At 60.5% G+C, this 12,793-nt stretch carries 13 protein-coding genes; 6 read left to right on the top strand and 7 right to left on the bottom strand.

Translation table 11 applies throughout. From position 1 onward, the window contains the following. Nucleotides 1-4: 4 nt before the first annotated feature. Complete coding sequence (locus RSO67_RS20760) at nt 5-1,801, bottom strand: potassium/proton antiporter (RefSeq protein ID WP_315840389.1); 1,797 nt, start codon at nt 1,799-1,801, stop codon at nt 5-7. 239 nt (nt 1,802-2,040) lie between these two features. Between RSO67_RS20760 and RSO67_RS20755 the strand changes: the two genes are divergently transcribed. From RSO67_RS20755 to radC, 4 genes are all read left to right on the top strand, one after another. Next, complete coding sequence (locus RSO67_RS20755; protein WP_175368541.1) at nt 2,041-3,363, top strand: mechanosensitive ion channel family protein; 1,323 nt, start codon at nt 2,041-2,043, stop codon at nt 3,361-3,363. Between the two features lie 5 nt (nt 3,364-3,368). Next, nucleotides 3,369-4,082, top strand: coding sequence for a DNA/RNA nuclease SfsA (gene sfsA, locus RSO67_RS20750; protein WP_315840388.1), 714 nt, complete (start codon nt 3,369-3,371; stop codon nt 4,080-4,082). 131 nt (nt 4,083-4,213) lie between these two features. Then, the gene (gene map / locus RSO67_RS20745) at nt 4,214-5,041 is read left to right on the top strand and encodes a type I methionyl aminopeptidase (RefSeq protein ID WP_315840387.1); all 828 of its coding nucleotides are present in this window, start codon (nt 4,214-4,216) and stop codon (nt 5,039-5,041) included. Between the two features lie 97 nt (nt 5,042-5,138). Beyond that, entirely contained in the window at nt 5,139-5,855 is a 717-nt protein-coding gene (gene radC / locus RSO67_RS20740; protein ID WP_315840386.1) for a RadC family protein, read from the top strand. A 15-nt stretch (nt 5,856-5,870) separates the two neighbouring features. Here the strand turns inward: radC and RSO67_RS20735 are convergent, their stop codons facing one another. The 6 genes from RSO67_RS20735 to RSO67_RS20710 form a co-directional block, all read right to left on the bottom strand. After that, complete coding sequence (locus tag RSO67_RS20735) at nt 5,871-6,566, bottom strand: tetratricopeptide repeat protein (RefSeq protein ID WP_315840385.1); 696 nt, start codon at nt 6,564-6,566, stop codon at nt 5,871-5,873. 155 nt (nt 6,567-6,721) lie between these two features. Next, nucleotides 6,722-7,372 carry an AprI/Inh family metalloprotease inhibitor gene (locus RSO67_RS20730; RefSeq protein ID WP_231081229.1) on the bottom strand — a complete coding sequence of 217 codons (651 nt, stop codon included), beginning with the start codon at nt 7,370-7,372 and terminating at the stop codon, nt 6,722-6,724. A 56-nt stretch (nt 7,373-7,428) separates the two neighbouring features. Continuing rightward, nucleotides 7,429-8,412 carry a 2-hydroxyacid dehydrogenase gene (locus RSO67_RS20725; protein WP_089266316.1) on the bottom strand — a complete coding sequence of 328 codons (984 nt, stop codon included), beginning with the start codon at nt 8,410-8,412 and terminating at the stop codon, nt 7,429-7,431. After that, a complete protein-coding gene (locus RSO67_RS20720; RefSeq protein WP_410001763.1) occupies nt 8,412-9,248 on the bottom strand; it encodes an ABC transporter permease in 837 nt (278 codons plus the stop codon). The genes RSO67_RS20725 and RSO67_RS20720 overlap by 1 nt, the downstream gene beginning before the upstream one ends. After that, nucleotides 9,245-10,051 carry an ABC transporter ATP-binding protein gene (locus tag RSO67_RS20715; RefSeq protein WP_315840384.1) on the bottom strand — a complete coding sequence of 269 codons (807 nt, stop codon included), beginning with the start codon at nt 10,049-10,051 and terminating at the stop codon, nt 9,245-9,247. Before RSO67_RS20715 ends, RSO67_RS20720 begins: the two co-directional genes overlap by 4 nt. An 8-nt stretch (nt 10,052-10,059) precedes the next feature. Next, nucleotides 10,060-11,082, bottom strand: coding sequence for an ABC transporter substrate-binding protein (locus RSO67_RS20710; RefSeq protein WP_315840383.1), 1,023 nt, complete (start codon nt 11,080-11,082; stop codon nt 10,060-10,062). A gap of 89 nt (nt 11,083-11,171) precedes the next feature. Here RSO67_RS20710 and RSO67_RS20705 point away from each other — a divergent pair, with 89 nt between their 5' ends. Both RSO67_RS20705 and RSO67_RS20700 read left to right on the top strand, forming a co-directional pair. Next, entirely contained in the window at nt 11,172-11,993 is an 822-nt protein-coding gene (locus RSO67_RS20705; RefSeq protein ID WP_315840382.1) for a creatininase family protein, read from the top strand. A gap of 171 nt (nt 11,994-12,164) precedes the next feature. Then, entirely contained in the window at nt 12,165-12,425 is a 261-nt protein-coding gene (locus RSO67_RS20700; protein ID WP_068733822.1) for a hypothetical protein, read from the top strand. Nucleotides 12,426-12,793 lie beyond the last annotated feature (368 nt).

Genomic DNA, 12,793 nt, shown 5'->3' with positions numbered 1-12,793 from the left:
CCAATCAGGCGCCGGACAGCGTGGTCCAGCCTCGCTTCAGTTTCGCCTTGAGGGCTTGCCTGCGTGTCAGCTTGGGCGGCGCGGGATCTTCATCTTCGGGCAGACGCAGGCCAACCACATTGACGCGTCCGCCACCAAGACTGCGCGCTACAAGATCAATACTGTCGATCGGCAAGGCGGCGCCAACGGTCGGCGCATGATCGAGATGGATATCGAAATAATCGGCCAGCGTCAGCGATGCCTGGGCTGGATCGACGGCGATGCCATAGATCGCCGCAAGATCGCCAAGAGTGATTTCGCCAGACACCATGAAATCACCAAGCAGATGCGGGTCCGGCGCTGTACTCGGCGGCATGTCGACAAAGAAGCGATCCAGCGCCTCGGCCTTTTCCGGCGGCGCCAGCAGATAGATGTAATCGCCGGCCGTAACAGGCTCAGCCTCCGCCGGAGTCAGGATGCGCTCATCGCGAATGACCAGCGTTGGCTTCGACCACGACGGAATGAGGTTGCGCTTCAGGTAAAGGCTCTTCGGGCGCACGGCATAGCCGACCAGTTGCTGTTCGAGCTGACCTGGCAAATCGAGTTCGATACGGCGCGGCCCCCTGTCGGTGCGCGGCAGAGCGACATGCAGCTTCCGGGCGGCAAAAGCCAGCGTCCATCCCTGGAACAGCAGCGAGATGATCACGACCACGAAAGCGACGTCGAAATACAGCGACGCCTTGGGCAGACCAACCAGCATCGGGATCGAGGCGAGGAAGATTGCGACGGCACCGCGCAGGCCGACCCATGACACGAATACCTTTTCGCGCCAGTTAAAGCGGAAGGGCTGCAAACACAGGAATACGGCAACCGGACGCGCCACAAACATCAGAGCCAATGCAACGCCAACCGCCGGAATGATGCTCCCCACCAGCCGCTCCGGCGACACCAGAAGACCGAGCATGACAAACATCACGATCTGCGCCAGCCACGTTGCTGCGTCGAGGAACGTCACCACCGAATTGTGCGCCCGTGTCGGACGGTTGCCGATGATAATGCCGGCAAGATAGACCGCCAGAAAGCCCGAGGCGTGAGCGATCTGGGCCAGCCCGAAGATCACCAAAGCCGCTGTGCAAACGAAAGGCGCATGCAACCCTTGGGGCAGCGCCACGCGATTCATCGCCAGGACGACCAGCCGCCCGCCGACGACGCCGATCAGGGTGCCCAGCACGGCTTCCTGAACAAACTCCATTGCCACATGACCGGCAGAGGCGTCCCCCACCGACAGAAGCTTGACCAGTGTCAGGGTCAAAAAGACGGCGAACGGATCGTTCGTTCCGGACTCAACTTCGAGCGTCGCGCCAACCCTTGGCCTAAGGCGCAGGCCTTGCGCGTGGACCAGCAGAAAGACAGCCGCCGCGTCGGTGGAAGCCACCACTGCGCCGGTCAGCAGCGCCTGGGTCCAATTCAGGTCGAGGGCATATTTGGCGACCGGCGCAGTGATCAACGCCGTCAACAACACGCCAGTCGTGGCCAGCACCATCGACGGGGCCAGCACCGCACGAATGGCCTGAAATCGTGTCTTCAACCCACCGTCGAAGAGGATCAGCGCGAGTGCAACCGAGCCGACCACATAGGTCGTATGGACGTCGTCAAACCGCAGTCCACCGGGGCCCGCTTCGCCGGCCACCATGCCGATAAACAGGAAGAACAGCAGCAAGGGCGCGCCGAAGCGAAGCGCAAGCAAGCTGGACAGGATCCCGGCCATGACCAGAACTGCGCCGAGAAGGATGGCAATGCTGACGGAATCAAGTGACGCCATGAGGCTCCGAGGCCGGAAATACTTGTAAATCCATGCTTATCGTCGTCATCCCGAGACGCCAAACGTTTTCTGCGTGATACCTATTTACAGGTATATTTCTCGGGAATTGCTCAAAGCAGAAGCTCCGCTCGATGGCGCCGACGTGGTGCTTGTGTGAATCTCTGCCCGTCCGAATCAAATACGCCGTCCAGCAATGATTCCACACCACACGATACGTTCACGACAACGAGAGCTGCGCGATGCTTGACCTGACCGACACCCACGAATTCGTGCTGGCAACCGCACGATCGTTCGGCGCCGAGGTGACCTCGCCGTGGTTCTACCTGCAGCTCGGACTGATGATGGCCGGCGGTGGCATTGCCTTCGCCATCGGGGCCGCAATCCGCTCGCGGGTCGATATGACCTCGCTGGCGATGGGCTGGCCGGCGCCGCTACGCATGTTCATGCGTATTCTCGTCGGCAGCGCGGCCACCGCGGCCTTTGCGATCCTGATGACCCTTGACCGCGTGATCATGCTGAGCGTGACATGGCCGAGCCGCAGCTATTTGCTGTCGGTGGCCGCAAAGCTTGCACTCGCGTGGCTCGTGATCCGGCTTGTCACCAGCGTGATCCGTAACGAATTCCTGGTTCGGCTGGTGTCGATCTCGGCCTGGTTCGTGGCGGCCCTTAGCATTGTCGGCCAGTTGCAGCCGACCATCACCATGCTGGACGCGAACGGGATCGATCTCGGCGGCCTCCGGCTGACCCCGCTACTCTTGATCAAGCTCGGCGTCTTGCTCGCAGTGGCGCTGTGGCTCTCGAACATTGCCAGCAATTTTCTGGAAGGCCGGATCAGGCAGTCCCATGACCTCACGCCCTCGATCCAGGTCCTGCTGATCAAGCTGGTGCGCCTGCTCTTGATGGTGTTCGCCGTCGCTCTCGTCATGGGTGCGGTCGGCATCAACCTCTCGGCCCTCGCCGTATTCTCCGGCGCGGTCGGTGTCGGTATCGGTTTCGGCCTGCAGAAGATCGTCGCCAATTTCATCAGCGGCGTGATCCTGCTCGCGGACAAATCGGTGAAGCCCGGCGACCTCGTCACCATTGGCGACAGTTCCGGCCGTATCAGTGCGATGAATACGCGCTACATCTCGGTCGCCGCGGGCGACGGCCGCGAGTTCCTGATCCCCAACGAGGACCTCATCACCCAGAAGGTGGTGAACTGGACCTATACGGACAAGGACACGCTGGTGAAGGTCAATTTCAGCGCCAATTACGATGCGGATCCGCGCGTCGTCTGCAAGCTGGCTATCGACGTCGCAACGGCATCGCCACGGGCCAATACGGCCAAGACGCCAAACTGCATCCTCACCGAATTCGCCGAAGCCGGTATGAAATTCTCGCTGACCTTCTGGATCGATTCGCCCGACGGCATGGATGCCGTGAAGAGCGAGGTGATGCTGGGACTGTGGGATGCCTTCAAGCGTGAGGGCATCCGCGTGCCCTATCCGGTCCGCGAGCTGAAGATCCGTGGCGGTGCACTGCCGGTCGAAACCATTGTCGAAGTCGCATCCGGTCCGGAATAGTTCCGATGAAGCTACAGGCCGATCTGGTTCCGGCGACGCTGCTGCGGCGCTACAAGCGCTTCCTTGCCGATGTCGAGCTCGCCGATGGCAGCGTGATCACCGCCCATGTCGCCAATCCCGGCGCGATGCTCGGCCTGCAGGCGCCGGGCGCGCTGGTCTGGCTGTCGAAGTCGCCGAGCAAGACCCGCAAGTTGCCCTTTTCGTGGGAGCTGATCGAAGCCGATTTCGGCAACGGGCCCGAGCTGGTCGGCGTCAATACGATGCACCCCAATGCCATTGTCGCCGAGGCGCTGGCCGCCAATGCGATCCCCGAACTTACCGGCTACGACATCATCCGCCGTGAGGTGAAATATGGCGCGGCATCGCGGGTGGATTTCCTGCTGGAACACCCGTCACGGCCGCCCTGCTATGTCGAGGTCAAGAACGTCCACATGATGCGCCAGCCAAGTTTGGCCGAATTCCCGGATTCCGTCACCGCACGCGGCGCCCGCCATCTCGACGAATTGGCTGCCATGGTCGCCACAGGCGCCCGGGCCGTAATGCTGTTCGTGGTCCAGATCGGCTCGTCCACGGCTCTTGCACTGGCGCGCGATATCGACCCGGCCTATGGCCGCGCCTTCGACAAGGCCCGCGCCGCAGGCGTCGAAGCCATCGCCTATACCTGCCGGATCGACCACGGCAGCATCGTTCTGGCCGGCCGAGTGCCGATTCAGCCATGAATATGGTTGGCGTGGGGACCGAGCAATGAGGTCCTGGAGGGGCTGCTTTGGCTTGCGCTGACCGCCCCAGCCATTAAATTGGGCCCTCAAATCACGCATTCCCGTCGCATCCTGCCTGGCAAGATCACCTGATGAGCTACGTCGAAGCCTCCGAAACCTCCCAGCGCAAAACCGGTCAGATCAAGCTGCATGGTCCCGCCGCTTTTGCTGGCATGCGCAAGGCCGGCGCGCTGGTGTCGCAGTGTCTCGACGAGCTGACCGATCTGGTGAAGCCGGGCGTGCTGACCTCGGCGATCGACGACTTCGTCCGCGAATTCGCCTTCAGCCATGGCGCCTTTCCGGCCACGCTAATGTATCGCGGCTATCGCTATTCGACCTGCACGTCGATCAATCACGTGGTCTGCCACGGCATGCCCGGCGACCGCGCGCTGAAGGAAGGCGACATCGTCAATGTCGACGTCACCTTCATCGTCGAGGGCTGGTATGGCGATTCCAGCCGCATGTATGGCGTCGGCGAACTCGCCCGTAAGGCGGAGCGTCTGGTCGAGGTCACCTATGAATCGCTGATGCGTGGCATCGCAGTGGTCAAGCCCGGCAATACCACCGGCGACATCGGCCATGCGATCCAGAGCTTCGTCGAACCGCAGCAGATGAGCGTGGTGCGCGACTTCTGCGGCCATGGCCTCGGCCGCATGTTCCATGACGAACCGAATATCATCCATGTCGGCCGCCCCGGCGAGGGCGTGACTTTGCGCCCGGGCATGTTCTTCACGATCGAGCCGATGATCAATCTCGGCAAGCCGCATGTGAAGGTTCTGTCCGACGGCTGGACCGCCGTGACCCGCGACCGGTCGCTGTCGGCGCAATTCGAGCACACCGTCGGCGTGACGGCGACCGGCGTCGAGATTTTCACGCTGTCCAAGCGGCATAACGAACAGCCGCCGACGCCCGTCCCCTAAACTTCAAATCGCCGCAGCGTTACAGACACTTTCTGGTTGCAAATGTAGCCGGGCACGGCATGCTCGCGGATAATGTCCATGCGAGCGTTGGCGCCACATGCCCGTCAGCCCCATCGATCCGACTGCGCCGGGTCTTGCCGAAGCGCCGCATTATCATGGCCATCGGGAGCGACTGCGGGAGCGCTTTCGCAGTGTCGGCGCCGATGCGCTGAGCGACTACGAACTGCTGGAAATGGTGCTGTTTCGCGCGCTGCCGCGCCGTGACGTGAAGCCGCTGGCGAAATCGCTGATCACGAAATTCGGCTCCTTCGCTGAGACGGTGCATGCCCCGGACACGCGGCTCCGCGAAATCGGCGGGCTCGGTGAAGCCGCCATCACCGAGATCAAACTGATCGCCGCTGCCACCAGCCGCGTCGCCAAGGGGCAATTGAAACAGCGCACCGCATTGTCGTCATGGGCCACGGTGATCGACTATTGCCGCACGGCCATGGCCTTCGCCGACAAGGAGCAGTTCCGCATCCTGTTCCTCGACAAACGCAACCAATTGATCTCGGACGAGGTGCAGCAGGTCGGCACCGTCGACCACACACCGGTCTATCCGCGCGAGGTGGTGAAGCGTGCCCTCGAACTGTCCGCGACGGCCATCATCATGGTCCACAACCATCCATCCGGAGATCCCACACCCTCGCAGGCCGATGTGCAGATGACCAAGGCGGTGATCGATATCGCCGCGCCGCTCGGCATCGCGGTACATGATCACATCATCGTCGGCAAACACGGCCATGCCAGCCTTAAGGGGCTGAAGCTGATCTAAGGTCAATCAGAACACTCAGTTCCTGATGGTTTTGACGTATTCTTCTGCAGCTCGAATACCGCTCTTTGCCTTGAGTGTTAAAGCAGTTGTCCGCGGCTTCCATTCGGACACCAGTTTTTCTGCGTTCTTGAGTTCTTGTTCGGACAACAAGGCAGCCATCTCATTCACATTTTTCGCGGGCGCCAGCTTCGAGAGTTTGAAATACGCATACGACAAAGACAGATCCTTTGGCGTTCCTTTTCCGGCAGAATACAAACGGGATAAACCAAAGAGGGCACCGGGATATCCTTGATCGCCCGCCCTCTTCCACCACTTTAGCGCTTCTTCCGAATTTCCTCGCTTGTCATACAGATTGCCGACATCGTGCTGGGCAAGCGAATAGCCGGCTTCGGCCGCAACAAGTTTGTACTTCAAAGCTTGATCGGCGTTGGATTCTACGACGCCCGCGCCTTGCCCGTCATAATAACACCCAAGCTTATAGGCGCCCAGCGGGTCGTTGGACGCGGCTGATTTTTGAAACCACTCAAAGGCCTGCCTACGATCCTGTTGTGTGCCGATGCCATTATTGTACATCATGCCCACATGATATTGCGCCTCTGCATCTCCCTTGTTCGCCAATGCGACCATTGCACTAAAGGTGTCTGCGTCGTTTGCGTTGGCAGGCATTGAGAAAAATAAAAGGCACGAAAAAGCCAAGGCGAAAAATTTCATCTCACCCTCCAATCGGGTTTGAACCATTTCATCTTGGTCACGTGCAGCGGAAATAGGTTCGAAGAAGCTGGTTTGAACCGGACGGATTGATGCGTAGGGCGCAATCCGGGCACCCCGTCTTCGCAGGGGCGACCAAAGCGAGTGCGAGCCAGCTCCTACTGCCGCAGCAGGATCAGCGGATCGGCACTATCGGGCACACGGCGCCACTGCGCATTATCATCGGCCTCGAAATGCCAAGTCTCGCCTGATGCCGACATCATCAGCAATTCGCCGCGTTCGAGACGCCACTGCTTGGGATTGAAATTCGCCACCAAGGGGTCGCAGCGCGGCTTCAGGAACACGGCGAAATTATCCTGGGTCGTCTCGGTATTGGTCAGCGTCAGACCGCAGACCACGCGGCCGCTGCCGCGCACCATCGACCAGTCGCCAATCATCTGGTCCATCGACTTGGTCAGCGAGCGGGCGGCCGCCAAGTTCTGCAGGATATAGACGCCCTCGCCAGTGCGAATGCCCTCGAAGATGCCGCTCTCCACCTCGGTGAAATCGATCACCGCTTCGCCCGTCGGATTCTGCAGCCGGACGATATCGAGCCCCTTGATGTTCCAGGCCGCGATATCCTTGGTGAAAGGCAGCGCCTTCGCGCAATCCGGTTCGAGTTCGAGCTTCAGCCCCTGCGGCGACGTGTCGTTCTTCAGCGTCACCACGCAGGTCTTGCTGCGTTCGGTGGTGGAGAGCTCCCACTGCCCGATCATGTTTTTTCGAAGGGTGGCAGCATCCTGAGCTCGTGCCGGTGCGCCGACGAGCATCACGCCGGCAACTGCCAGCGCAAAATATCGACAGAGCACCGACGCGTGTCCCACGATCAGCGTCCCTTTATCGGTGTTTCCGCAATCGGCGTCGTCGGCGCCTTGCCGGCAAACCAGAGCTTGAGGTTGTCGACCACCAGCTGATCCATCGCGTTGCGCGTCACCACCGACGCCGAGCCGACATGCGGCAGCAGCACGACGTTCTGCATCGACTTCAGCTCGTCCGGCACTTTCGGTTCCTGCGCGAACACGTCGAGGCCAGCAGCCAGAATGGTGCCCGATTTGAGCGCCGCAATCAGTGCAGGTTCATCGATCACCGAACCGCGCGCGATATTGATGATGATGCCGCGCGGACCGAGCGCCTGCATGACTTCCGCATTGACGAGATTAGCCGTCGACGGCCCGCCCGGCGTAATGACGATCAGTGTATCCACCGCCTTCGCCATCTCGATCAGGTTCGGATAGTGCTTGTGCGAGACGCCAGCCGCGGGGTTCCGCGAGTGATAGACCACCGGCACCAGCGAGGCGTCGAGACGGCGCGCGATGGCCTGACCGATGCGGCCCATGCCCACCATGCCGACCTTGCGGTCGCGCAGCGAGCCGACCGTGAGCGGATAAGGCTGTGTCAGCCACAGGCCCGAACGGACATATTTATCCGCCTTGATGAATTCGCGGGCAGTGGCGATGAACAGGCCGAGCGCCGTATCGGCGACTTCCTCGGTCAGCACATCCGGCGTGTTGGTGACGAGGATATTGTTCTCGGCGGCATATTTGGCGTCGATGTGATCATAGCCGACGCCGAACGAGGAGATGATCTCGACCTTGGGATATTTCGCCAGCACGGCGCTGTTGGTCGGCACCAGGCCAGTCACGGCGATACCGCGGATTTTCTCGGCAACGCCCGCCGGCAGCCGTTCGAGATCGTGCTGGGTTTCATATTTATGCAATACGAACTGATCCGAGAAACCGTTATTGATCAGCGGCTTCGTTGGCCCGTAGATCAGCAGGTCGATTTTGTCCGAAGAGATTCCCGTCCCCATTATTTTTCCTTTCGCAGTGCACTCTCATGCCAGCGCCTCAACACAACGTGGGATACCAGCGCGAGCAGCATATAAATCACAATCCCCGCAACGGACAGCAACAATAACGCGGCGAACATTCGGGGAATATTGAGGCGATAGCTGGATTCCGAAATGCGATAGGCGAGGCCCGAACCCGCGCCGGCCGCCCCCGCCGCGATTTCCGCCGCCACCGCGCCGATCAGCGACAATCCGCCGGCAATGCGCAATCCGCCAAGTATGAATGGCAGCGCCGCCGGAAGCTTCAGATAGCACAGCACCTGCCAACGTGATGCGCGATAGAGCTGAAACAGCCCCGCCAGATTGCGATCCACCGAATTGAGGCCCAGCGTCGTATTGGCCAGCACCGGGAAGAACGCCACGATCCAGGCGCAGACAACGACGGCCGTCTGCTGCGGCAGATAGATCAGCATCAACGGCGCGATGGCGATGACGGGTGTCACCTGCAGCACGATGGCATAAGGCAGCAGGGAATATTCCAGCCATTTGGACTGGTTGAACATTAGCGCCAGCGCGATACCGCCGACGGCCGCGGCGATGAAGCCCTCCAGCGCTGTCAGCAATGTCACGCCGAGCGATTCAGACAGGATCGACCAGTCGGCGATCAGTGTCTGAAAGACAAGCAAGGGGCCGGGCAGCAGATAGGGCGGGATGTCGCCGATCCGGACGACGAGATCCCACAACACGATTCCGGCGACGAACACGACCACCGGCCAGACGATGCGCTGCCATTGCATATCGCTGCCCGGCGCGACCGAACCGCGATCGACTGCGGGCAATGGCTCCAGTCCTTTCATGCCCGCGCCTTTGTCTCATTGAATGCCGGGTCACTGGCCGCCATCAGTGCTTGCGAAACATCGCGGCAATAGCCGGCATAGGCCATCGAGGTGCGAAACGCGTCGTCGCGCGGTTCGGCGGATTCGATACGGCATTCGGCGCTGACACGACCAGGCCGTGAGGTCATCACCACAACGCGCTGCGACAGATAAACCGACTCGAACACCGAATGGGTGACGAAGATGACCGTCTTGCCGAGTTCGCGCCACAACATCAGCAAGTCGTTGTTGAGCCGGAAGCGCGTGATCTCGTCGAGCGCTGCAAAGGGCTCGTCCATCAGCAGGATATCCGGCTCAGTCACCAGCGCGCGGGCCAGCGACGCGCGCATCTTCATGCCGCCCGACAATTCGCGTGGATAGGCTCCGGCGAAGTCCGCGAGACCGACCTGTGCGAGCACCTCGTTCACGCGCACACTCGATTGAGCATCCGGCATATGCGCCAGCTTCAAGGGCAGCCGTACATTCTCCCGGATTGTGCTCCACGGCATCAGCGTCGGCTCCTGGAACACGAAACCGATGGCGTGACCGCGGCTCTGCGCAGCGACATCTAAAGTGCCCGCTGACGGCGCGATCAGGCCGGCGATCAGACGTAATGCAGTAGATTTGCCGCAGCCGGACGAGCCCAACAGCGAGACGAACTCGCCCTTGCGGATATCGAGATCAAGCGGCCCTAGCGCCACGGTGCCGTTGTCATAGACCTTCGTGACACCGCGCAGACGCACGGCGGTGGGGGGATCGCTCGACGACAACGCAGGTTCGACCATCTGCCGGGCTACTTCTTCGGCCGGAGATCGAGACCGACACCCTTGTTGATGAACTGCAGCGTATAGGCCTTGCGATAGTCGATGTCGCGCTTGACCACACCTGCGCGTGACATCTTGTCGAAGAAGCTGGCGACACGCGCCTCACTCATGGCGCCGATACCGTCTTTCAGCGTGTCACCTGAGTCGACGATGCCGTATTCCTTCATCTTGGCGATGGAATAGGCCAGCAGGTCATCGGTCATTTCGGGGTTGAGCTTCTTGATAACCTCATTGGCGGCTTTGTTGTCGCCATAGAGATAGTTGTACCAGCCAATCATCGAGGCATCGACGAAACGCTGGACAAGGTCCGGCTTCTTGTCGACCCATTCGCGGCGCGTTTCGATCAAGGTCGAATAGCCATCGAAACCGTAATCCGCGAGCAGCATCACGGTTGGCTTGAAATTGGCCTGCTTCTCGACCACGAACGGCTCGGACGTGACATAGCCCTGCATCGCGCTGTTCTTGTCGACGATGAAAGGCTGAGCATTATAGGTGTAAGGCTTGACCTTGGACGCGCTGAAGCCAAGCTCGGATCGCATCCATTGGAAATAGCCGGCGACGCCCTCCTTCGAGATCAGCAGCGTCATCGGCTTGAGGTCTTCGAGCTTGGTCACCTTGGGATTGGGATGCGCCAGAAAGACCTGCGGGTCCTTCTGGAAGATCGCGGCGACAGCGACCACCGGCACATTATTGGCGACGGCATCGAAGGATTGCAGCGTGTTTGCGCTCATGAAGAAGTCGAGCTTGCCCGAGATCAACAGGATGCGATTGTTCACGTTCGGCCCACCCGGCACGATGGTGACGTCGAGCCCGTAATTCTTGTAGGTGCCGTCCGCGACCGCCTGGAAGAAGCCGCCATGTTCAGCCTCGGCCACCCAATTGGTTCCGAAACTGACCTTGTCGAGCCTGGTTTCCGCTGTAGCGGGCGACCACGCAGCCATCACGGCCAGTGCGCCAATGGTTAACGCGCGCAGCAGGGATATCGGGCTCATATTGGACTCCGTCGACCGTTATGGCCCATGATAGGAAGCAATCTGCTGCCAGACTACCCTGCAAAATTGACCAAAGAAACGCATCCGCGATGACTGCCAACATGCCGCCCCGCGACTGGACTGACATTCACTGGCCCGACATCGCCCAGAGCGATCCGGCCTCCTGGATTGCAGTGCTGCCGCTCGCCGCGACCGAGCAGCACGGGCCGCACCTGCCTCTCGGCACTGACGTCATGATCGCGGAGGCCTATCTTGCAGAGGTCCAGCACCTGCTGCCTGCCGATATTCCGGCGACGTTTCTGCCGCTTCAACCTGTGGGCATTTCAACCGAGCACCTCGCCTTTCCCGGTACGCTGACCCTGCCGACCGAGATCGCATTGCAGACCTGGACCGCGATCGGCGAAAGCGTCGCGCGCGCCGGCGTTCAGAAACTCGTGATCGTCACTAGCCACGGCGGCAACAGTGCAGCAATGACGCTCGCGGCGCAGGACCTGCGCGCCGAATACGGCATGCTGGTCGCCACCACCGGATGGAATCGGTTTGGCGCGCCGGATGGCCTGTTCACCGACGAAGAATTGCGTCACGGGATTCATGGCGGCGCCGTGGAAACATCGATCATGCTGGCGCGCTATCCGCGTCACGTGCGCAACGACAAGATCGCAAATTTCGCATCGTCAGCGATTACGATGGAGAAAAACTATCGCTGGCTCTCCGCAAGCCGGCCCGCGCCATTCGCGTGGCAGGCCGAAGACCTCAATCCCAGCGGCGCGATTGGCGACGCCACGCAGGCATCAGCCGACAAGGGCGAGAAACTGCTGGCACACGGCGCAAACGCGTTCTGCGAATTGCTCGCGGACATGCATCGCTTCGACGTGACAGCGTTTGATCGCGAACCGGATGCCGGCGTGTGAGATGTGGTTAACCGCGGATTGCGCGATTCACGCGACGACATATTCTGCGCGGATGACGACACAATCCTGAAACCAAATAGTTCGACCGGGCCTCGAACCCGATCCGTTTGGGCTCCGACTGATTGGCATGCAGGCCACGATGGCTGCACTTCAACAGGATGGAGTTATCCCATGTCGATCAAGTCCAAGATTGCTGCTTTCGCTCTCGTTGCTCTCACCGCTGCCGGCACCATGGCATCGTCCCAGCAGGCTCAGGCCAAGGGCCCGGGCATCGGCTTCGGCATCGCTGCCGGTGTAGTCGGCGCCGCAGTCGTCGGCAGCGCCATCGCCGCCAACAACGGCTACTACGGTTACGGATATCGCTGCGGCTGGGTCCGCCAGTATGACGGCTACGGCAACTATGTCGGCCGCGTCCGGACCTGCAACTACTAATCTCTTGATCGACTGACGTGGATTTGCGTCCGACACGGGCGCCTCATCCACCCCGTGTCGCACCAGACCCGCTCGGTTGTCCCCCCGAGCGGGTCATTTTTTTGCGCTCGTCGAATGCCTTTCGAGGCCTGCCGGACGGCTACCGTTATCCAACCGTCATGATCCGCTGCCACTGAAACATGCTTCTCCAGTTGCTTCTTGCTATTGCGAATTAGTTGCAATTATAGTGAGGGAATCGACGGGTTGCTCATTTTGTTTCGTTTTGTCTCATGACGACCTTCGATACCCCCAAGGTTATGGGCGAATCGACTATTTTTGTGGAATATCAAACGGTTCGTCGCATGATCGGTGGCGACCTAAAGCGAGAA

This window comes from Tardiphaga sp. 709 (assembly GCF_032401055.1).
Taxonomy (GTDB): Bacteria; Pseudomonadota; Alphaproteobacteria; order Rhizobiales; family Xanthobacteraceae; genus Tardiphaga.
Note: the sequence above shows the minus strand (reverse complement) of the source record. Positions and strands in the feature narration are given on the sequence as shown.

Bases quoted from the DNA above. Each gene is read 5' to 3' on its own strand.
- RSO67_RS20760 (WP_315840389.1), bottom strand. From the start codon at position 1,801: ATGGCGTCACTTGATTCCGTCAGCATTGCCATCCTTCTCGGCGCAGTT.
- RSO67_RS20755 (WP_175368541.1), top strand. From the start codon at position 2,041: ATGCTTGACCTGACCGACACCCACGAATTCGTGCTGGCAACCGCACGA.
- sfsA (WP_315840388.1), top strand. From the start codon at position 3,369: ATGAAGCTACAGGCCGATCTGGTTCCGGCGACGCTGCTGCGGCGCTAC.
- map (WP_315840387.1), top strand. From the start codon at position 4,214: ATGAGCTACGTCGAAGCCTCCGAAACCTCCCAGCGCAAAACCGGTCAG.
- radC (WP_315840386.1), top strand. From the start codon at position 5,139: ATGCCCGTCAGCCCCATCGATCCGACTGCGCCGGGTCTTGCCGAAGCG.
- RSO67_RS20735 (WP_315840385.1), bottom strand. From the start codon at position 6,566: ATGAAATTTTTCGCCTTGGCTTTTTCGTGCCTTTTATTTTTCTCAATG.
- RSO67_RS20730 (WP_231081229.1), bottom strand. From the start codon at position 7,372: ATGCTCGTCGGCGCACCGGCACGAGCTCAGGATGCTGCCACCCTTCGA.
- RSO67_RS20725 (WP_089266316.1), bottom strand. From the start codon at position 8,412: ATGGGGACGGGAATCTCTTCGGACAAAATCGACCTGCTGATCTACGGG.
- RSO67_RS20720 (WP_410001763.1), bottom strand. From the start codon at position 9,248: ATGAAAGGACTGGAGCCATTGCCCGCAGTCGATCGCGGTTCGGTCGCG.
- RSO67_RS20715 (WP_315840384.1), bottom strand. From the start codon at position 10,051: ATGGTCGAACCTGCGTTGTCGTCGAGCGATCCCCCCACCGCCGTGCGT.
- RSO67_RS20710 (WP_315840383.1), bottom strand. From the start codon at position 11,082: ATGAGCCCGATATCCCTGCTGCGCGCGTTAACCATTGGCGCACTGGCC.
- RSO67_RS20705 (WP_315840382.1), top strand. From the start codon at position 11,172: ATGACTGCCAACATGCCGCCCCGCGACTGGACTGACATTCACTGGCCC.
- RSO67_RS20700 (WP_068733822.1), top strand. From the start codon at position 12,165: ATGTCGATCAAGTCCAAGATTGCTGCTTTCGCTCTCGTTGCTCTCACC.